Here is an 18,964-nt window from a genome sequence, read left to right as displayed (position 1 = left end):
GTTACACAACTCTGCGATTTCGGTAGCCCAGAGGCGATAGTGCCGACGACATCGTCTGTGAATTCGGCAAACCACGACGGATGCAGCGGTGGAACGCGCGAACGGCGACGGCGGACAGAGTGCATCGGGGCGCCGGGGCGGCTCCGAACGATGCGAAACGGAGATCTTCCGCGCCGCGGAAGAACGGCCGGATTTCTGTCGGAGATTCTCGATCCGGAGGTTGTGCCGGCCCGCATCGTTGATGTCACCAACCGAACTTCGCGGCAGCCGGCACCCCGCCCGGACCGCAGTCACCGATGGAGGAGACCATGACCACCGCACCGCAGCCCGCACGTCCCGGCGACCAGACCCAGACCGCCGACGAGCTCCGCCTCGAGTGGGACGCCGACCCCCGCTGGGAGGGCATCCGCCGCGACTACACGGCCGAGGACGTCATCTCGCTGCGCGGCCCGGTCCGCGAGGAGCGCACCCTCGCCAAGCGCGGTGCGGAGAAGCTGTGGGAGAACATCCAGAAGAACACCGGCAGCGCGTTCGAGCGCATGGACGACCCGGAGTGGTCGGCCGCGCTCGGCGCCCTGACCGGCAACCAGGCGGTGCAGCAGGTGCGCGCCGGCCTCAAGGCCATCTACCTCTCGGGCTGGCAGGTCGCGGCCGACGCCAACCTGTCGGGCCAGACCTACCCCGACCAGTCGCTGTACCCGGCGAACTCGGTGCCGGCCGTCGTGCGCCGCATCAACAACGCGCTGCTGCGCGCCGGCCAGATCGAGGACGACGGTCGCGACTGGATGGCCCCGATCGTCGCCGACGCCGAGGCCGGCTTCGGCGGCCCGCTGAACGCCTACGAGCTCATGCAGGGCATGATCGAGGCCGGCGCGGCCGGCGTGCACTGGGAGGACCAGCTCGCCAGCGAGAAGAAGTGCGGCCACATGGGCGGCAAGGTGCTCATCCCCACCTCGCAGCACATCCGCACCCTGAACGCTGCGCGCCTCGCGGCCGACGTCTCCGGCGTGCCGTCGATCATCATCGCCCGCACCGACGCGCTCGCCGCGACGCTGCTCACGAGCGACCACGACGAGCGGGACAAGCCGTTCGTCAGCGGTGAGCGCACCGCCGAGGGCTTCTACGAGGTGCAGAACGGCATCGAGCCGGTCATCGCCCGCGGCCTCGCCTACGCCGAGTACGCGGACATGCTCTGGGTCGAGTCGGCCGAGCCCGACCTCGACCTGGCCCGCCGGTTCGCCGAGGCCGTGCACGCCAAGTTCCCGGGCAAGCGCCTCAGCTACAACTGCTCGCCGAGCTTCAACTGGAAGAGCCACCTCGACGACGACCAGATCGCGAAGTTCCAGCGCGAGCTCGCGTCGATGGGGTACGCGTTCCAGTTCATCACCCTCGCGGGCTTCCACGCCCTCAACCACTCCATGTTCACGCTCGCCAAGGACTACGGCGAGCGGCACATGAGCGCCTACGTCGAGCTCCAGGAGGCGGAATTCGCCTCGGAGGCGGACGGCTACACGGCCACGCGTCACCAGCGCGAGGTCGGTACCGGCTACTTCGACCGCATCGCGACCGCGCTGAACCCCTCCAGCGCCACCCTGGCCCTCGTCGGATCGACCGAGGAAGCGCAGTTCACCGGCAGCCACTAGGCGCCGGTCATCACTCGAGGAGAAGAGACCATGAACACCACGCCCACGTCGACCCTGGAGCGCACGGATGCCACGCAGGCATCGGTCAACCCAGAGGCATCCGGCACCCCCGACCCCCGCCCGGCGACGGGCTCGAGCTTCCAGATCATCCAGCCCCGCATGGAGGTCACGGCCGAGGTCTTCCCGGAGGACGCGGAGATCCTCACGCCCGAGGCGCTGCAGTTCCTCGCCGAGCTGCACGACCGGTTCGCCGGCACGCGGCACGACCTGCTCGCCGCGCGCCTGCAGGGACGGGTCGACGTGGCCAACGGGCGCGACCCGAAGTTCCTGCCCGAGACCGCGTTCATCCGCGACGACGCGTCGTGGCGGGTGGCCGGTCCCGGGCCGGGCCTGGAGGACCGCCGGGTGGAGATCACCGGGCCGACCGACCGCAAGATGGCGATCAACGCGCTGAACTCGGGCGCGAAGGTCTGGCTCGCCGACCAGGAGGACGCGACCAGCCCCACCTGGGAGAACGTGATCGGCGGGCAGCGCTCGCTGTACGACTTCCTGCACGGCGAGCTCACCTACACCTCGCCCGAGGGCAAGCACTACGCGGTCACCGCGTCGGAGACCCCGACGATCGTGATGCGGCCGCGCGGCTGGCACCTGGTCGAGAAGCACATGCGCTTCCACGACCGGTCGGGGCGCGACATGAACGCGTCCGGCTCGCTGGTCGACTTCGGGCTCTACTTCTTCCACAACGCGAAGGCGCTCATCGCCGCCGGCCGCGGACCGTACTTCTACCTGCCGAAGCTCGAGTCGCACCGCGAGGCGAAGCTCTGGAACGACATCTTCACCTTCGCGGAGGAGTACGTCGGCATCGAGCACGGCACGATCCGCGCGACCGTGCTGATCGAGACGATCCAGGCCGCGTTCGAGATGGACGAGATCCTGTTCGAGCTGCGCGACCACTGCGCGGGGCTGAACGCCGGCCGCTGGGACTACATCTTCTCGATCGTGAAGACGTTCCGCTCGCGCGGCCGCCGCTGGGTCACGCCCGACCGCAAGACGATCACCATGACGGTGCCGTTCATGCGGGCGTACACCGAGCTGCTCGTGCAGACCTGCCACAAGCGGGGCGCGCACGCGATCGGCGGCATGAGCGCGTTCATCCCGAACCGGCGCGACCCCGAGGTCACCGAGGCGGCGCTCGCCGCGGTGAGCGCGGACAAGCGGCGCGAGGCGACCGACGGGTTCGACGGCACGTGGGTGGCGCACCCCGACCTGATCCCGACGGCGCGCGCGGAGTTCGACGCGGTGCTCGGCGACCGGCCCAACCAGGTCGACCGCCGGCGCGACGACGTCGAGGTGACGGCGGCCGACCTGCTCGACATCCCGTCGGCCGGCGGCGAGGTCACCGAGCAGGGCGTGCGCGACAACATCTCGATCGGCATCCGCTACATCGAGTCGTGGCTGCGGGGCACCGGCGCCGCGGCGATCGACAACCTGATGGAGGACGCGGCGACGGCCGAGATCTCGCGCTCGCAGATCTGGCAGTGGCTGCACGACAACACCGTCACGGCCGAGGGCACCCGCATCGACCAGACGTTCATCGTCGGCGCCATGGGCGACGCGGTGCGCGGCCTGCCGCGGTTCGAGGGCGACCGGTTCGACGACGCGATCCAGGTGTTCCGCACCGTCGCGCTCGAGCCGGAGTTCCCGACGTTCCTGACGGTGGGGGCGTACGCGAGGTTCCTGTGACCTGGTGACGCGCTCCGGCCGAGCGCAGCGACGGGCCCGTCTTCCGCGAGGGAGGCGGGCCCGCTCGCGTTCGCGGGATCAGGGGCGCCGGCTCCGCCAGACGATGATCGCCGCGATGGTCGAGCCGAGCGCGATGGCGACCGCGATGCCCGCGAACAGGAGGTACCGGGTCTCGGTCACGGTGCCCTCGTAGGGGCGGCTGTCCGACCAGCCGAGGCTCACGCGGACGAAGGCGAGGGCGAGCAGCCAGCCGCCGACGCCGATCGCCAGTGCGGCGAGTCGCCGACGCGCGCGCGATGTGGACATGCCGCCCGATCGTACCCGGGAATCGCTAGCGTGGGCCGCGGCGCGCATCGCGCCGTTCGCACGCGATCGATGGGGAGACGATGGACGTCGAGATCACTGCAGGGCCGGCATTCGCGATGGGCGTGGTCACGCTCCCGGCGGGAGGGTCGGTGCGCGTCGAGGCGGGCGCGATGGCCATGACCCGCGGCGACATCGAGATCGAGACGTCGACCCGCGGCGGGTTCATGGCGGGACTCAAGCGCACGTTCGGCGGCGAGAGCTTCTTCGTCAACGACTTCCGCTCCGGCACCGGCGGCCAGGTCGGCGTGACCGCGACGCTGCCCGGCGACATGGCGAAGGTGACGCTCGACGGCGAGACCGCGCTCATGGTGCAGTCGGGGTCGTGGAGCGCCTCGGACCCCGACATCGACGTCGACTCGAAGTGGGGCGGCGGGAAGACCTTCTTCAGCGGCGAGGGGCTCATCCTGCTGCGCTGCTCGGGCGCCGGCGACCTGCTGATGGCCTCCTACGGCGCGATCGTCCCGACCGAGCTCGCCGCGGGCGAGACGCTGACGCTCGACACCGGGCACGTCGTCGCGTTCGACGAGACGGTGCAGTACTCGGTGCGCAAGGCCGGCAGCTGGAAGTCGACCCTGCTCGGCGGCGAGGGCCTGGTCACCGACTTCACGGGCCCGGGCCGGGTGTGGCTGCAGACGCGCTCGAGCGTCGACCTGATCGGCTGGATCAAGCAGGTCAACCCGCAGCGCTCGGGGTCGGACCGGTAGGGCTTCCTGCGACAGTGCCGGTCAGCCGCCCGGGGCCGGGACGACGGTGATCTCGACCGGCACCACGGTGAGCTCGAGGCCCACCGGGTTCGCGAAGTCGTCCTGCAGTGAGTCGGTCAGGTCCTGGGCGTCCGGGGTGTCGCCGGAGCCGGTGATCGTGACCTGCACGGTCGAGCCCGTGACCGAGACGTCCGTCACCGCGTAGCCGCTGTCGTCGCCGAGCCACCCCTCGACGGTGGACTGCACGTCGCGCTCTCGGGTCTGCGTCTGCAACAGGCCCTCGGACGTGAGCATCAGCGGCAGCATGATGATGCCGGCGAGGATCACGAACGGTGCGACGGTCTGGAGGATCTGGCCCGGCCTGTTGCGCAGCGCGAACGGACGCGCGAAGCCCGTGATCACGAAGACCGCCGCAGCCGCCAGCACGATCGCGACGAAGTTGGTGAGGAACAGCAGCGTCGCACCGCCGGCGTCGTCGAATCGACCGCCGTTGAGGCTCACGCCGACGACGGCGAGCGGCGGCACGAGCGCGACCGCGATCGCCACGCCCGCGATGCCCGCGGCCACTCGCGAGTTGACCGTCGCGAACGCTCCCGCGGCGCCCGCCGCGATCGCGATCATCATGTCGACCGTGTTGGGCGAGACGCGCGAGACGATCTGCGAGTTCGTCGAGAACGAGACCGCCACGGGAGCCCATGCGGCGATGCCGTACGCGAGCACGATCGAGACGATCGCGCCGGAGGTCACCAGCGTCGCGGATTGCAGCGCGCGGCGGGACCAGCCGTTCACCAGGGCGCCCGCGAGCCCGAGGATCGGCGTCATCAGCGGTGCGACGAGCATGGCGCCGATGACAACGGCCGTCGAGTCCTGCAGCACCGCAAACGTCGCGATCGCGACCGACAGCACGAGCATGACCCACCATGTGCCGAGCTTCGTGAGTCGCTGCGGGCGCTCGAAGTAGAGGCCGGACGCCTGTTCCGCTCGGGTCTTGCGGCCGATGTCCGACCCCTCGATCCAGTCCCAGAGGATGTCGGGGATGGTCGCCGTCGACGGATCCAGCCCCTCCCCGCGCGCCGCTCGGCGCAGGCTCCACGAGATGAGCACGAAGCCGACGACGAGCGAGAGCGCGGCCGCGGTGATGATGACGGTCGTCGTGAGCGACGCGGGCACCATGAAGGCGAGCACGCCGCCGACGACCGCGATCGCGCCGCCCGCGAGCCGAGGCAGCGGATTGCGCTCGCGTCGCTTCACCAGCGCCCCGATCATGGCCACCAGCCCGCGGATGCCGACGTAGACGCCGAGGATCACGATGATCAGCGGCAACGTGATCTCGCCCCCGCCCGCGACGGCGATCAGGATCATCAGCGTGGTGAGCCCCAGCGCCGCGAGTCCGCGCGGCGCGGCGAGCCAGCGATTGACGCGCCGCGCGAACCATCGGGCGCCGAAGATCGCATACACCAGGTCGGCGAGGCCGCTGACGCCGAGCAGCGCGATGGCGATGGTCGTCGCGACCGTGGTCGTCAGCTCGGGGAGCAGCAACACGACCAGGCCGGCGACGACGCACGCGAGCCCGCGGAGGGCAACCGTGTTCGAGAGCGCCCCGGCGATCGACCGGAACTGGTCGCGGAGCCGGTCGTTCGCGCTCGGATTGACCCAGTCGGCCTTGTCGTCGACCTCCACCTGCCCGCCCTCCCGAAGCTGTCGCCGTGCGCCAAGCCTAGAGCGAGCGGATGCCCGTGCGACGCCGATTCCCGACGCGCCGCGTATCTGTGCGAGGCGACCTCACCTGTGAGTATCCTGCGAATTGCACGATTCACAGTTCAGTTTCAGCTTGGCGGGAGCCGAGCTGTCGATCGGTACGAGCAGGGTCGCTCGTGTCGTCGCGAAGGGAACGAGCATGGACAAGGAAACGCTGAATCGCCGGGCGGGCACCGTCGGCGGAATCTACGGGGTGATCGCGGCGGTCATCCTCGTCATCGGCCTCATCGCGGCGGTGATCGGGTTCATCCAGGCGATTATCGTCGCCGACGACGTGCTCGCGGGCGTGCTCGCCGGGCTGTTCGCCGCGCTCGCGATCGCCGCCTCGGCGATCGTGTCGTGGGCGGGCGTGCAGATGTTCGCGCTCGTGGCTCGCTACATCGAGTGGCGGTCGGCGGAGGAGTAGTCCGAACACCGCGCGGCCCACGTCCCGCCCGTCCGGCGTCGTCCGGGCGGGCGAGACGCGCGTGACGCCTGCGTCTGATGGAATGCATCGCATGCAGCAGATGAACTGGAGCAGCCGGCTGGGACCGATCGGGGTCTGGGCGGGGGTGACCGCGGTCGGGCACGCCGAAGCCGCCGAGATCGAGCACCTCGGGTACGGCGCGCTCTGGCAGGGCGGGTCGCCTCGCGCGGACCTGCGCAGGGCCGAGGAGATCCTCGACGCGACCGAGTCGCTGCAGGTCGCGACCGGGGTGGTCAACATCTGGAAGGCCGACGCGGACGAGCTCGCCGACGCCTACCACCGCATCGCCGACCGCCACCCGGGTCGGCTGCTCGTCGGCATCGGGTCGGGGCACCGCGAGGCGACCCCGCACCGCGAGAAGCCGCTCGAGGCCATGCAGCGCTACCTCGACGTGCTCGACGCGCGCGGCGTGCCGGCCGAGGACCGCCTTGTCTCGGCGCTCGGGCCGAAGATGCTCGCCATCGCGGCCGAGCGGAGCGCGGGGACGCACCCGTACCTGACCGTGCCGTCGCAGACCGCCGAGATGCGGGCCGCGCTCGGCCCCGGCGTGCTGATCGCGCCCGAGCAGACCGTGGTGCTCGACGAGGACGTCGAGCAGGCGCGGGCCGCCGCGCGGGAGTTCCTGCACCGCTACCTGCAGCTGGCGAACTACGCGAACACGATGCGGCGCGCGGGGTTCGGCGAGGACGACCTCGCCGACGGCGGGAGCGACGACCTGGTCGACCGGATCGTCGTGCACGGTTCCGCGGAGACGGTCGCCGGAGGCATCCGTGCCCATCTCGACGCCGGCGCAGACCACGTCTGCGTGCAGGTGGTGCCGACGGCCGAGCAGCTCGTGCCGCGCCTGCGGGCGCTCGCCGCACCGCTATCCTGAGCCCGACGGCACCGACGAGCGGGCGGGGGTCCAGATGATCGCAGTGATCGTCGTGCTGGTCGCCGTCATGGCCTGGAGCGCCCTGTCGCGCGTGCTCGACCGGCGCGGCGTCACCGCGGCGCTGTTCCTCGCCGCCACCGGGCTCGTGGTCGGGCTCGTCAGCCCGCTCTCCGACATCCAGCTCGACATCGACGTCGCCGAGCGGGTCGCCGAGATCGCGCTCGTGCTGCTGCTGTTCAGCGACGCCACCCGGCTCGACCTGCGGGCGCTCCGCCACCAGCTCTCCTGGCCGACGCGCCTGCTGCTGATCGGCCTGCCGCTCACCATGCTCCTCGGGTTCGGCGTGGGCCTCATCGTATTCCCGGGCATGGCGCTCGCGTCGGTGGCGCTGCTCGCGGTCATGCTGGCGCCGACGGATGCCGCGCTGGGGCAGAAGGTCGTGACGGACGACTCGGTGCCGCCGCGCGTGCGCCAGGCCCTCGACGTCGAGAGCGGACTGAACGACGGCCTCTCGGTGCCGGTCTTCCTGGTCGCGCTGTCGATCGCGAACGCCGAGATCGAGACCGGGGTCGCGGGCGCGATCGCCGGCAGCATGGCGGCGCAGATCGGCTGGGGCCTGTTCGCGGGGGTGCTCGCGGGCCTGCTCGGGGGTGCGCTGATCCGGTTCGCCGACGAGCGCAACTGGATCACGCGGGCGTGGCGGCAGGTGCTGCCGCTCGCGGCGGCGCTGCTCGCGTTCGCCGTGGCCGACGAACTCGGCGGCAGCGGGTTCATCGCGGCCTTCGTCGGCGGCATCGTCTTCGGCCGCGTCGCCGGCCCGATGCGCTCGGTCGTGACGCTGTTGACCGAGGAGGTCGGCGAGCTGGCCGCGGCGGTCACCTGGCTCGCGTTCGGCGCGCTCGCCCTCGTGCTCGCGCTGCCGCTCATCACGTGGCAGGTGGTGCTGTACGCGGTGCTGAGCCTCACGGTGGTGCGCATGATCCCGGTGGCCATCGCGCTCGCCGGCGGGGGCATCCGTGCGCCCACCATCGCCTTCATCGGCTGGTTCGGGCCACGCGGGCTCGCCTCCCTCGTCTTCGTGCTCATCGCGGCGTCGAAGGGCGTGCCCGAGCAGGAGGTCGTGCTCACGACCGTGCTGGTCACGGTGGCGCTCAGCATCCTGCTGCACGGGCTGACCTCGGTGCCGCTCGTCGCGCGGTACCACCGCTGGTCGGCGGCCATGATGGCGGAGCATCCGAGCTCGGCGGAGTCGGTCGCGGCGGACATGCCGCGCGCCCGGCGGCAGCTGCCCCGGCACTGAGTCCGGGTCGCGCAAGAATCTGGTATGTTCAGAATGTTCTGAATGATCGGATGCCTCGGAGGTGCGCGTGGACGACGACCAGGCGCGCGCGTACGCCGAGGAGGTGGGCCTCGTGCTCGCACAGATGGGCACGACCCCGTCGTTCGGCACGCTGCTCGGCTGGCTGATGATCTGCGACCCGCCGCAGCAGACGAGTGCGGAGCTCGGCGCCGCGACCGGCCTCTCGAAGGCGTCGGTCTCGACCGGCATGCGCGTGCTGCAGCAGTCGGGACTCGTGCGACGCGTGCCGACCACGGGCCGCGGGCACGCCTACGAGATCAACGAGGACGCGTTCGCGCTCGCGGTCGACCCGACCGCGAAGATGCGCGACTTCCTCGAGGTGGTGCAGGCGGGGCTCGACCTGATCGGCGACGACGAGTCGCCGCGAGCGGCGCGGCTCGCGCGCACGCGGGACTTCTACGAATTCATGATGGAGCGGCTGCCGGGGCTGATGGACGAGTTCCGCGCGACCCGGGAGGGAGCAGGGCGATGAGCAGGGTGCTCGTGACGACGGTCGGCTCACGCGGCGACGTGCAGCCGTACCTGGCGCTGGCGAAGGGGCTGCAGGGGGCCGGGCACGACGTGACGCTCGCGACCTGCGAGCGGTTCGGCCCGTTCGCGGCCGAGCACGGCGTGCCGTTCGTCGCGCTGAGCGACGAGATCCTGCAGCTGCTCGACACCGACGCGGGGCGCGACGCGATCGAGGAGAGCACCGGGCTCTTCGGCATGCTGAAGACCAACGTCAAGCTCGCGAAGGCGGCCGGCCCGATCAACGAGCGCCTCATGCACGACGTGTGGGCGGCCGCGCAGGCCGTGCAGCCCGAGGTGATGGTGTACCACCCCAAGGCGCTCGCCGCACCGCACGTCGCCGAGAAGCTCGGCGCGACCCCCGTGCTCGGCGTCGTCGTGCCCGCGACCGTGGCGACCCGCGACTTCCCGATCGTCGGGCTGCCGGCGTGGAGGCTCGGCGCCTGGTACAACCGGCTCACGTACCGGCTCACGGCGCTCGGCTACGCCAACTACGACACGATGGTCAACCGCTTCCGCACCGAGACGCTCGGCCTGCCGAAGCGGAAGGGCGCGGCGCTCGCAGCGACCACGCACGACGGCCGGCCCGTTCCGGTCGTGCACGGCATCAGCGAGCAGCTGCTGCCCAGGCCCGCGGACTGGCCCGAGTGGGCGAGCCTCACCGGCTACTGGTTCCTCGACGCACCGGGGGAGTGGACGCCGTCGCCCGAGCTGGTCGAGTTCCTCGAGGCGGGGGACTCGCCCGTGTACGTCGGCTTCGGGAGCATGGCCGGGCGGAACCCCGAGCGGCTCACCCGTGCGGTCGTCGAGGCGCTCGAGACCGCCGGCCTGCGCGGCGTCATCGCGACGGGGTGGGGCGGCATGGACGCCGGGGGACTGCCCGACACCGTGCTGCGCATCGACGAGGCCCCGCACGACTGGATCTTCCCCAGGGTGGCCGCGGTCGTGCACCACGGCGGCGCCGGCACGACCGCGGCGGGCCTGCGGGCCGGGCGGCCGACCGTGGTCTGCCCGTTCATCGTCGACCAGTTCTTCTGGGGCTGTCTCGTCGCCGAGGCGGGCGTCGGCAGCACGCCGGTGCCGCAGAAGCAGCTCACGGGCGAGCGACTCGCGGCGGCGCTCCGCGAGGTCACGACCGACGCGGGCATCCGCGAGCGGGCGGACGCGATGGGGCGGCGCATCCGCGCCGAGGACGGCGTGGCCGCGGCGGTGGCGCAGATCGAGGGAATCCTCGCGGACGCGTGAGTCGCGGCCCGCTCGGTGGCAGGCTGGGGGAATGCAGCAACGACGCATCGGACCTTTCACCGTCTCGTCGATCGGACTGGGGGCGATGCCCTCGTCGATGAACGAGGACAAGCGCTACCCCTCACGCGACCAGGCGATCGCCACGGTGCACGCCGCGCTCGACGCCGGCGTGACCTTCATCGACACCGCGGACGTCTACGCGCCCGCGTGGAACGAGATGGGGCACAACGAGCGGATCGTGCGCGATGCGCTGCGCTGGTGGGACGGCGATACGTCGGGCGTGCTCGTCGGCACCAAGGGCGGCATCACGCGCGGCGAGGGGGAGACCTGGGGTCGCGACGGCTCGTACGAGTACCTGCGGGCCGCCGTGCAGCGGTCGATGGAGGCGCTCGACGTCGAGGTCATCGACTTCTACCAGTACCACCGGCCCGACCGCTGGATGGTCTACGGCGACGTCATGGCCAACCTCCTCCGCCTGCAGCAGGAGGGCCTGATCCGCGCCATCGGCATCTCGAACGCGAGCGTCGAGGAGATCGAGATCGCGCAGCAGGTGCTCGGCGAGGGCAACCTCGCGGCCGTGCAGAACCAGTTCTCGCCCAAGTACCCGGGCAGCTACGGCGAGCTGCGCTACTGCGAGGCGCAGGGCATCGCGTTCCTGCCGTGGAGCCCGCTCGGCGGCACCGGCGGCGGGGGCCGGGGCGTCGGCGACCGGTTCGGCGTCTTCCGCGAGATCGGCGACGATCACGGTGTCAGCCCGCAGCAGGTCGTGCTCGCCTGGGAGCTCGCCCTCAGCCCCGTGGTGGTGCCGATCCCCGGCGCCCGTCGCCCGGAGTCGATCGCCGACTCGGCGAAGGCCGCCGACCTGAGCCTCGGCGACGACGAGGTCGCGCGGTGCTCGGCCGCGGTCGGCATCGTGGACTGAGCCTCCCGGAGCGGCGGCTGCCGCGAGGCATCCGTCACCAGCGGTTGTGCACCTCCTCGGCCCAGCCGAGGATCCCGTCGAAGGCGATGACCTCGCCGTCCGCGGTGCGGAACGTGCCGGACCAGTGCCCGAAGCACTGGTCGGTGGCGGATGCGACGACGCCGAGGTTCGTGCGCGTGACCTTGTCGTGGAACGGGGTGAGGGTCGCGTCGAGCCCGCCGCCGGTGACGCGCCAGGGCGAGCTCCACCGATCGAGGTCGTAGCGCCAGTCGAGCTCGTCGTGGATCTTGTGCAGGTGGCCGTCGACCAGCACCGAGTTCTCGGTCGAGCCGGTGCCCTCGGTCCACCGCCCGCCGACCTGGATGCCGACGACGCGGCCGTCCGAGACGCCCGACCCCGCACCCCAGTTCCAGCGCACGTCGTAGGGCCAGCGGCCGCGGCCGTGGTCGAGGACCGCCCAGGACTCGCCGGCCGGGAGCGCCACGGTCTCGCCGTCGAGCGTGACGGTGCCCGTCGCCGGCCGGGCGACGTCCTTCACCGTGTACTGGAAGCGGGTGCTGCTCCACGGCACCACGACGGCCAGGCGCTCGTGCCCCTCGGGGAGCGCGGCGACGACGTCGAACGACGCGCCGTCGATGCGCGCGCGCAGGCGGGTGCCGGCCGCGACCTCGTCGATGTCGATCGCGAGGCCCTTCGCCCGCGCGCGAGCCGGGCCGTCGCCGAGGCTCGGCGGCAGCTCCGCTCCGCGTGAGGGGATGCTCGTGGTCGCCCTGCCCCAGGTGCGTCCGGTCGCGCGCTCGAGCACCCAGACCTCGTGCACGGCGGCGTAGTCGATCGACGACACGGTGAGCGCGAGGATGTGCGTCGGCGTCGCGACGTTCCAGTACTCCCACCGCTTGTTCCGGCCGCGGCCGGCGCCGATGCCCGAGGTGTCGACCAGTGGCTGGCGGGCCCAGCCCACGGCGGCCGGGTTCAGCCGCCCGTTCGGGAGCGTGAGCGGCACGGGCCGGGTGAGCTCGGGCAGGGTCGCAACGTCGGTCGCCATCAGGCGAGCGTAGCGGTGCGCGGCACTGGCCGGAGCCATCGCATCGCTCCGTGGGAGACCGATCAGCCCGCGGCGGCGCCCGTCGAGCCCCGCACGATCAGGTGCGTGGGCAACGGCGTGTCCTCGGTGACCGTGTCGGGCTGTTCGACCGCCACGAGCACCTTCTGCATCATCAACTCGCCGAGCGCGGCGAAGTCCTGCCGCACCGTCGTCAGCGGCGGGTACAGGTACCCGGCCTCGGGGATGTCGTCGAAGCCGACGACGCTGACGTCGCCGGGAACCGAGAGCCCGCGCTCGCGCAGCGCGGACAGCAGGCCGATCGCCATCTGGTCGTTGCCGGCGAACACCGCCGCGCCGCGCTCGATGTCGAGCTCCATGCCGATCCGGTACCCGCTCGCCGGAGACCAGTCGCCCCGGTGGAGTTCGGACGGATCGAGGCGATGCTCGGTCAGCTCATCTCGCCAGCCGCGGACCCGCTCGCTGGCGTCGGGCGCGGTGCCGGGGCCCGCGGCGTGCACGATCCGCGTGTGGCCGAGCTCCGCGAGGTGCCGCACCGCGGCGCGTGCACCGCGGTACTGGTCCATCGAGACGATCAACGGGCTCGGACGCGGTGCCGACGCCGCCGCCACCACGGGGATGCCGACCTCGAGCCCGCGCACCGACTCGAGCACCTCCTGGTCGACGACCACGAGCACGATCGCGTCGACCCGCTGGCGCAGCAGGCTCTCGACCATGCCCCGTGTGCCCTTCGGGTCGTCGGGCGGCACGCTCACCGACTCGACGTGGTACCGGGCCGCACGGGCGGCGAAGTTGAAGTTGAGCGCGATCGACGTCGGCCCGAAGTCGGAGATGCCCGGCGTGACGAGGCCGATCGTGCGGGTGCGGCGGGTGACCAGTGCTCGCGCGGCGGGCGAGGGGCTGTAGCGGAGCTGGGCGATGGCCTTCTCCACCCGTGCCCGCGTCGCGGGTCGCACGTTGGGGAGGTCGTTGATCACTCGCGACACGGTCTGGTGGGAGACGCCGGCGAGGCGCGCGACGTCGAAGATGTTCGCGGCGCGCGGGGAGGGGTTCTCGTCGGTCATCGCGGACGCCTCACCCCTCTGATTCCGAGGGCTGGGCGACCATCGCGAGGAGCGAGTCGACGGTCAGCTGCGACGAGGGCAGGGTGTCGACGATGCGGCCCTCCCGGAGGATCGCGACGCGGTTGCCGACGTTCAGCACCTCCTCGAGCTCCGCCGAGATGAACATGACCGACAGCCCGTTCTCGGCGAGTTCGCCGACGAGGTTCTGGATCTCCACCTTGGCGCCGACGTCGATGCCGCGCGTGGGCTCGTCGAGCACGAGGACGTTCGGGGAGAGCGCGAGCAGGCGTGCGAGCAGCACCTTCTGCTGGTTGCCGCCCGACAGCGTGCCAGCGGGGCGGTCCATGTCGGGCGGGCGGATGTCGAGGGCCTCGATCCAGCTCGCGGCGAGTTCGCGCTGGCGTGCGGGGGTGATCCTCCGGAGCATCCCGCGATCGGCCTGGAGCGCGAGCATGATGTTCTCGCGGACGGTGAGTTCGCTGATGATCCCCTCGGCCCGACGGTTCTCGGACGAGTACACGACACCCATCGTGATCGCGCGATGCGGGTTGCCGGGCGCGGTCGGCTGCCCCGTGATGCGGATCACGCCCGAGTCGAGCCGGTCGATGCCGGTCATCGCTCGTGCGAGCTCGGTCCTGCCCGAGCCGAGCAGCCCCGCGACGCCCAGCACGTCGCCTTCGAGCAGGTCGACGTCGGCATCGCGGATGCCTGGAGCGGCGGTCACGCCGCGGGCCTCGAGCACGGCAGGCCGGGGCGCGTCGCCGGCCTCGGCACGCGGCGCCGAGCGCAACGACTCGGTGCTGCGCCCGAGCATGGTCTGGACCAGGTCGATGCGCAGCAGCTCCCGGGTGAGGTACTCGCCGACGAACGCCCCGTCGCGGAGCACGGTCAGACGGTCGCAGATCTCGTAGACCTGGTCGAGGAAGTGCGACACGAACAGGATCGCGACGCCGCGCTCCTTGAGGTCGCGGATGACCCGGAACAGCTCGGCGACCTCGTCGAGGTCCAGGCTCGACGTGGGCTCGTCGAGCACGAGCACCCGCACGTCCACCGAGATCGCCCTCGCGATCGCGACGAGCTGCTGCACGGCGAGCGAGTGCGTGCCGAGGATCGAGGCGGGATCGATCTCGAGGTTCAGGTCCGCGAGCACGGCGTGGGCGTCGCGTCGCATCCGCGCCCAGTCGATGCGGCCTCCGCGCCGCGGTTCGCGCCCGAGCCAGATGTTCTCCGCCACCGAGAGGTTCGGCAGCAGGTCCACCTCCTGGTAGACCGTGGAGATCCCCGCTGCCTGCGCCTCGTGCGGCGAGGCGAATCGCGCCGGCTCGCCGGCCAGGCGCAGTTCGCCCTCGTCGAGCGGGAGCACGCCGGTGATCGCCTTGATGAGGGTGGACTTGCCCGCGCCGTTCTCACCCATCAGCGAGTGCACCTCGCCGGGGAACAGCCGGAACGACACGCCGTCGATGGCGGCATCCGCCCCGAAGCGCACGGTGCCGCCCGTGAGTTCCAGCAGGGGGGCGGAGTCCATCACGTCATTATCCCGGTGGAGCGATGCGGGACCGGGAGTGACCCGCGGTCCCGCACCGCGTTCATCGTCGTCGTGCCGCAGAGCGGGCGACGATGATCCGCTGGACGATGATGACCAGCAGCAGGAGTGCGCCGATGATGATCTGGGTCCAGGACTGCTCTGCGCCCATGAACGAGATCACCTTCTTGATCGTGCCGTAGACCAGCACGCCGACGAGCGAGCCCAGGACGTAACCGGTGCCACCGGTCAGCAGCGTGCCGCCGATGACCACGGCGGCGATCGCGTCCAGCTCGGTGCCGATGCCGTTGCGCGGATAGCCGGCGCCGGAGTAGGCGGTCAGCAGCACGCCGGCCAGTCCGCCGCAGACGCCGCTGATGACGTAGACCATCACCTTCGTACGGGCGACCTTCAGGCCCATCAGCCGCGCCGACTGCTCGCCGCCGCCGATCGCGTACACGGTGCGTCCGAACCGGGTCCAGTGCAGCACGAAGAACGCGATCAGCACCGTCGCCAGCGCGATGACGCCCGTCGGCGTGATGTACCAGTCCCCGATCGTCCAGCGCGTGCGCTGGAGCCAGAGCAGCGGCTCGTCCTCGACCCGGATGGACGCGAGGCTGACCACGTAGGCGAGCCCGCGGGCGAGGAAGAGCCCCGCGAGCGAGGCGATGAACGGCTGCACGTCGAAGACGTGCACGAGCACGCCGATCAGCCAGCCGATGACGCCGCCCGCGGCCAGTGCGACCGGGATCACGATCCACGTCGGCAGCCCCTGCGAGAGCAGGCTGGCGGCGAGGATGCCCGTGAAGGCCATGACCGACCCCACGGAGAGGTCGATCCCGCCGGTGAGGATGACGAACGTCAGCCCGACGGCCAGGACGACCAGGTACGCGTTGTCGAGCAGCAGCGCCGACAGGTTGCGCGGGCTGAGGAAGTTGCCGAACTGCCCCTGGGCGGCGATGAGCAGCACGACGAGGATCAGGATCGCCGCGAGCGTCGGCATCAGCGATGCCCGCCGGCTCATGAACGTCGAGTAGCGGCTGCCGATCGACCGGCGTCGGCTCGTGGGGGTGTCGATGTCGAGGCTCATGAGCCCACCACCGCCTTCGCGTCGTCGTCGGCGGTTCGTCGTTCGCGGGCCGATCGCAACGCGTTCCTGGCCCACCGGTGCAGGCTCGGCGACTGCACCAGCACGACCACGATCACGACGACCGCGAAGAACACGGGGCTCTGCGCCGACGGCACGCCGAGGAACAGGATGGTCGACTCCAGGGTCTGGATCGTGAGCACGCCGATCACGGTGCCGGCGATGGTGAACTTGCCCCCCATCAGGGACGTGCCGCCGAGCACGACCGCGAGGATGGCGTACAGCTCGATGAACAGGCCCGCGGCGTTGGCGTCGGCCGCGCGGATGTTCGAGCTGTAGATGATCCCTGCGACGCCGGCGAGGACACCGCTGACCGCGTAGGCGCCGAAGACGATGCCGCGCGACCGCACGCCGGCGAGCCGGCTGGCCTCCGGATTGATTCCGACGGCCTCGGTGAGCACGCCGAGCGCGGTCCTGCGCTCGAAGACGGCGAGCAGCGTGATCGCCGCGATCGAGATGAGCAGCGCGAACGGCAGGAAGAAGAGGTAGCCCGTCGCGATGTACGCGTACGGTGCGCTGTTCACGGTCGTGATGAAGCCGTCCGTGATGAGCAGCGCGACGCCGCGGCCCGCGAGCATGAGCACGAGCGTGGCGATGATCGGCTGGATGCCGATCACCGACACGAGCAGGCCGTTCCACGCGCCGAGCACCAGTGAGACGGCGATCGCGGTGACGACGGCGACGAGCACCGTGCCGAGGTGCTCGGGGTCCGGCGAGCCGTCGATGATGGTGAGCGCGACCGCGCCCGAGACCGCCATGATGGCGCCGACCGACAGGTCGATGCCCCGCGTGGCGATCACGATCGTCATGCCGAGGGCGACGAGCATGAGCGGAGCGCTGTTGCGCAGGATGTCGATCAGCGCGCCGTAGAGCTGGCCGTCGCGCACGGTGATGCCGATGAACTGCGGGCGGGCGATCGTGTTGACCACGATGAGTGCCACGAGGGCCACTGCCGGCCAGAACAGCCGGTGCTTCACGAGGCGCTTCATGCTGCACTCTCCCCGGCGTTGGCGATGTAGTCGATCAGACCATCCGTGTCGGTCTCGCGGGATGTCAACTCGCCGATCTGCCGTCGATCTCGCATCACGAACACGCGTTGCGCGATGCGCAGCACCTCCTCGAGCTCCGAGGAGATGAAGATGACCGACAGTCCCTCGGCGGAGAGCTCGGCGACCTTCTTCTGGATGTCGGCCTTCGCGCCGACATCGATGCCGCGCGTCGGCTCGTCGAGGATGATGAGCTCGGGAGCGGTGGCGAGCCACCGGCCGAGCAGCACCTTCTGCTGGTTGCCCCCCGACAGGTTCCCGGCGAGCATCGCCGGGTCGGCCGGGCGCACGCCGAGAGCGGCGATGTACTCCTGCACGACGGCGTCCTGCTCGGCGCGGCCGAGCTTGCGCATCGCGCCGCGCTTGGCCTGGATGCCCAGCACGATGTTCTCGGCCACGGTCAGGTCGGCGATGATGCCCTCGAGCCGGCGGTTCTCCGACGAGAACGCGATCCGATGGTCGATCGCGTGCCGCGGGTTCGTCATCCTGGTCTGCGTCCCGTCGACCTCGATCGTGCCGGAGTCGGCACGGTCGGCCCCGTAGAGCAGCCGCACGAGCTCGGTACGGCCGGAGCCGAGCAGTCCGGCGAGGCCGACGACCTCGCCGTCGAACACGTCGATGTCGGCCGGTTCGAGCACGCCGCGGCGGCCGACCCCGCGAGCCCGAAGCACCGGCTCCCCGGAGCGGTCGATCTCCCGGTCGGCCGACGAGGCGATGGCGGTCAGGTCCTCGAGCTCGCGCCCGATCATCTTCGCGACGAGCTCGGCCCGGGGGAGCTCGTCGGCGAGGTACTCGCCGACGAGCCGGCCGTTGCGCAGCACGGTCATGCGGTCGGAGATCTCGTAGACCTGGTCGAGGAAGTGCGAGACGAACAGGATCGCCACGCCCTGGTCGCGCAGGTCGCGCATGACCCCGAAGAGCTGCGCCACCTCGTCGCGATCGAGGCTGGACGTCGGCTCGTCGAGCACGAGCACCTTGGCGTCGAGGACCATCGCGCGGCCGATCGCCACCAGCTGCTGGACCGCGATGGAGTGCGAGGCGAGCGTCGACCGCGTGTCGACGTCGAGCCCGAGGCTGCCCAGGTGCCGTGCCGCCTCGGCGTGCGCGGCCTTCCAGTCGATGCCGCGAGCGGTGCGCGGCTCATGGCCGAGCATGACGTTCTCGCCGACCGACAGGTTCGTGCACAGGTTGACCTCCTGGTACACGGTCGAGATGCCCGCGGCCTGCGCGTCGGCGGCGCTGCGGAACTCCCGACGGGTGCCGGCGACCGAGATCGTGCCGTCGTCGATGGCGTAGACGCCCGTGAGGGCCTTGATGATGGTGGACTTGCCGGCTCCGTTCTCGCCCATGAGCGAGTGGATCTCGCCCGCGCGAAGGGTGAGGTCGACGGCGTCCAGCGCGAGCACCCCGGGGAACCGGATGGTGATATCGCGCATCTCGACGACTGCGGGGACTTCGATGTCCGCATACATGGCGGGTACTGCCTTTCATATGGTCGGCACGTCCGCCGGGGATCGCTCCCCGGCGGACGTGC

The 18,964-nt window shown here is 71.2% G+C and carries 17 protein-coding genes; 9 read left to right on the top strand and 8 right to left on the bottom strand.

Annotated features, from left to right (window positions below):
- Positions 1 to 308 precede the first annotated feature (308 nt).
- Complete coding sequence (aceA, locus tag QMG39_RS04915; RefSeq protein WP_281882754.1) at positions 309 to 1,643, top strand: isocitrate lyase; 1,335 nt, start codon at positions 309 to 311, stop codon at positions 1,641 to 1,643.
- A 159-nt stretch (positions 1,644 to 1,802) separates the two neighbouring features.
- Positions 1,803 to 3,386: a malate synthase A gene (gene aceB / locus QMG39_RS04910; protein ID WP_281887162.1), complete on the top strand. Its 1,584-nt coding sequence runs from the start codon at positions 1,803 to 1,805 to the stop codon at positions 3,384 to 3,386.
- 78 nt (positions 3,387 to 3,464) lie between these two features.
- On the opposite strand, the gene QMG39_RS04905 is transcribed toward aceB, so the two are convergent.
- The gene (locus QMG39_RS04905) at positions 3,465 to 3,692 is read right to left on the bottom strand and encodes a hypothetical protein (RefSeq protein WP_281882753.1); all 228 of its coding nucleotides are present in this window, start codon (positions 3,690 to 3,692) and stop codon (positions 3,465 to 3,467) included.
- Positions 3,693 to 3,772: 80 nt separating this feature from the next.
- Here QMG39_RS04905 and QMG39_RS04900 point away from each other — a divergent pair, with 80 nt between their 5' ends.
- A complete protein-coding gene (locus QMG39_RS04900; protein ID WP_281882752.1) occupies positions 3,773 to 4,456 on the top strand; it encodes a TIGR00266 family protein in 684 nt (227 codons plus the stop codon).
- Between the two features lie 21 nt (positions 4,457 to 4,477).
- On the opposite strand, the gene QMG39_RS04895 is transcribed toward QMG39_RS04900, so the two are convergent.
- On the bottom strand, positions 4,478 to 6,136 hold the full coding sequence (locus tag QMG39_RS04895) for a DUF389 domain-containing protein (RefSeq protein WP_281882751.1): 1,659 nt from the start codon (positions 6,134 to 6,136) through the stop codon (positions 4,478 to 4,480).
- A gap of 217 nt (positions 6,137 to 6,353) precedes the next feature.
- Here QMG39_RS04895 and QMG39_RS04890 point away from each other — a divergent pair, with 217 nt between their 5' ends.
- The 6 genes from QMG39_RS04890 (at position 6,354) to QMG39_RS04865 (ending at position 11,588) form a co-directional block, all read left to right on the top strand.
- Positions 6,354 to 6,620 carry a hypothetical protein gene (locus tag QMG39_RS04890; protein WP_281882750.1) on the top strand — a complete coding sequence of 89 codons (267 nt, stop codon included), beginning with the start codon at positions 6,354 to 6,356 and terminating at the stop codon, positions 6,618 to 6,620.
- A gap of 100 nt (positions 6,621 to 6,720) precedes the next feature.
- Positions 6,721 to 7,554, top strand: a complete 834-nt coding sequence (locus tag QMG39_RS04885; protein ID WP_281882749.1) for an LLM class F420-dependent oxidoreductase — start codon at positions 6,721 to 6,723, stop codon at positions 7,552 to 7,554.
- A 34-nt stretch (positions 7,555 to 7,588) separates the two neighbouring features.
- Complete coding sequence (locus tag QMG39_RS04880) at positions 7,589 to 8,854, top strand: cation:proton antiporter (protein ID WP_281882748.1); 1,266 nt, start codon at positions 7,589 to 7,591, stop codon at positions 8,852 to 8,854.
- A 67-nt stretch (positions 8,855 to 8,921) separates the two neighbouring features.
- Positions 8,922 to 9,386: a GbsR/MarR family transcriptional regulator gene (locus tag QMG39_RS04875; RefSeq protein ID WP_281882747.1), complete on the top strand. Its 465-nt coding sequence runs from the start codon at positions 8,922 to 8,924 to the stop codon at positions 9,384 to 9,386.
- Positions 9,383 to 10,666, top strand: a complete 1,284-nt coding sequence (locus QMG39_RS04870) for a glycosyltransferase (protein ID WP_281882746.1) — start codon at positions 9,383 to 9,385, stop codon at positions 10,664 to 10,666. The genes QMG39_RS04875 and QMG39_RS04870 overlap by 4 nt, the downstream gene beginning before the upstream one ends.
- Before the next feature lie 31 nt (positions 10,667 to 10,697).
- Positions 10,698 to 11,588, top strand: coding sequence for an aldo/keto reductase (locus tag QMG39_RS04865; protein WP_281882745.1), 891 nt, complete (start codon positions 10,698 to 10,700; stop codon positions 11,586 to 11,588).
- A 34-nt stretch (positions 11,589 to 11,622) separates the two neighbouring features.
- Here the strand turns inward: QMG39_RS04865 and QMG39_RS04860 are convergent, their stop codons facing one another.
- The 6 genes from QMG39_RS04860 to QMG39_RS04835 all read right to left on the bottom strand — a co-directional run bounded on the left by QMG39_RS04860 (position 11,623) and on the right by QMG39_RS04835 (position 18,902).
- Positions 11,623 to 12,633, bottom strand: a complete 1,011-nt coding sequence (locus QMG39_RS04860) for a DUF2804 domain-containing protein (RefSeq protein ID WP_281882744.1) — start codon at positions 12,631 to 12,633, stop codon at positions 11,623 to 11,625.
- 62 nt (positions 12,634 to 12,695) lie between these two features.
- The gene (locus QMG39_RS04855) at positions 12,696 to 13,715 is read right to left on the bottom strand and encodes a LacI family DNA-binding transcriptional regulator (protein ID WP_281882743.1); all 1,020 of its coding nucleotides are present in this window, start codon (positions 13,713 to 13,715) and stop codon (positions 12,696 to 12,698) included.
- A gap of 10 nt (positions 13,716 to 13,725) precedes the next feature.
- Complete coding sequence (locus QMG39_RS04850; RefSeq protein ID WP_281882742.1) at positions 13,726 to 15,240, bottom strand: sugar ABC transporter ATP-binding protein; 1,515 nt, start codon at positions 15,238 to 15,240, stop codon at positions 13,726 to 13,728.
- A 61-nt stretch (positions 15,241 to 15,301) separates the two neighbouring features.
- Positions 15,302 to 16,327, bottom strand: a complete 1,026-nt coding sequence (locus QMG39_RS04845; RefSeq protein ID WP_281882741.1) for an ABC transporter permease subunit — start codon at positions 16,325 to 16,327, stop codon at positions 15,302 to 15,304.
- On the bottom strand, positions 16,324 to 17,373 hold the full coding sequence (locus tag QMG39_RS04840; protein ID WP_281882740.1) for an ABC transporter permease: 1,050 nt from the start codon (positions 17,371 to 17,373) through the stop codon (positions 16,324 to 16,326). Before QMG39_RS04840 ends, QMG39_RS04845 begins: the two co-directional genes overlap by 4 nt.
- Positions 17,370 to 18,902: a sugar ABC transporter ATP-binding protein gene (locus tag QMG39_RS04835; RefSeq protein ID WP_281882739.1), complete on the bottom strand. Its 1,533-nt coding sequence runs from the start codon at positions 18,900 to 18,902 to the stop codon at positions 17,370 to 17,372. Before QMG39_RS04835 ends, QMG39_RS04840 begins: the two co-directional genes overlap by 4 nt.
- Positions 18,903 to 18,964 lie beyond the last annotated feature (62 nt).

It is taken from the genome of Agromyces rhizosphaerae (genome assembly GCF_027925245.1).
In the GTDB taxonomy this organism is placed as follows: domain Bacteria; phylum Actinomycetota; class Actinomycetes; order Actinomycetales; family Microbacteriaceae; genus Agromyces; species Agromyces rhizosphaerae.
This window is presented reverse-complemented; position numbering and strand designations above follow the sequence as displayed.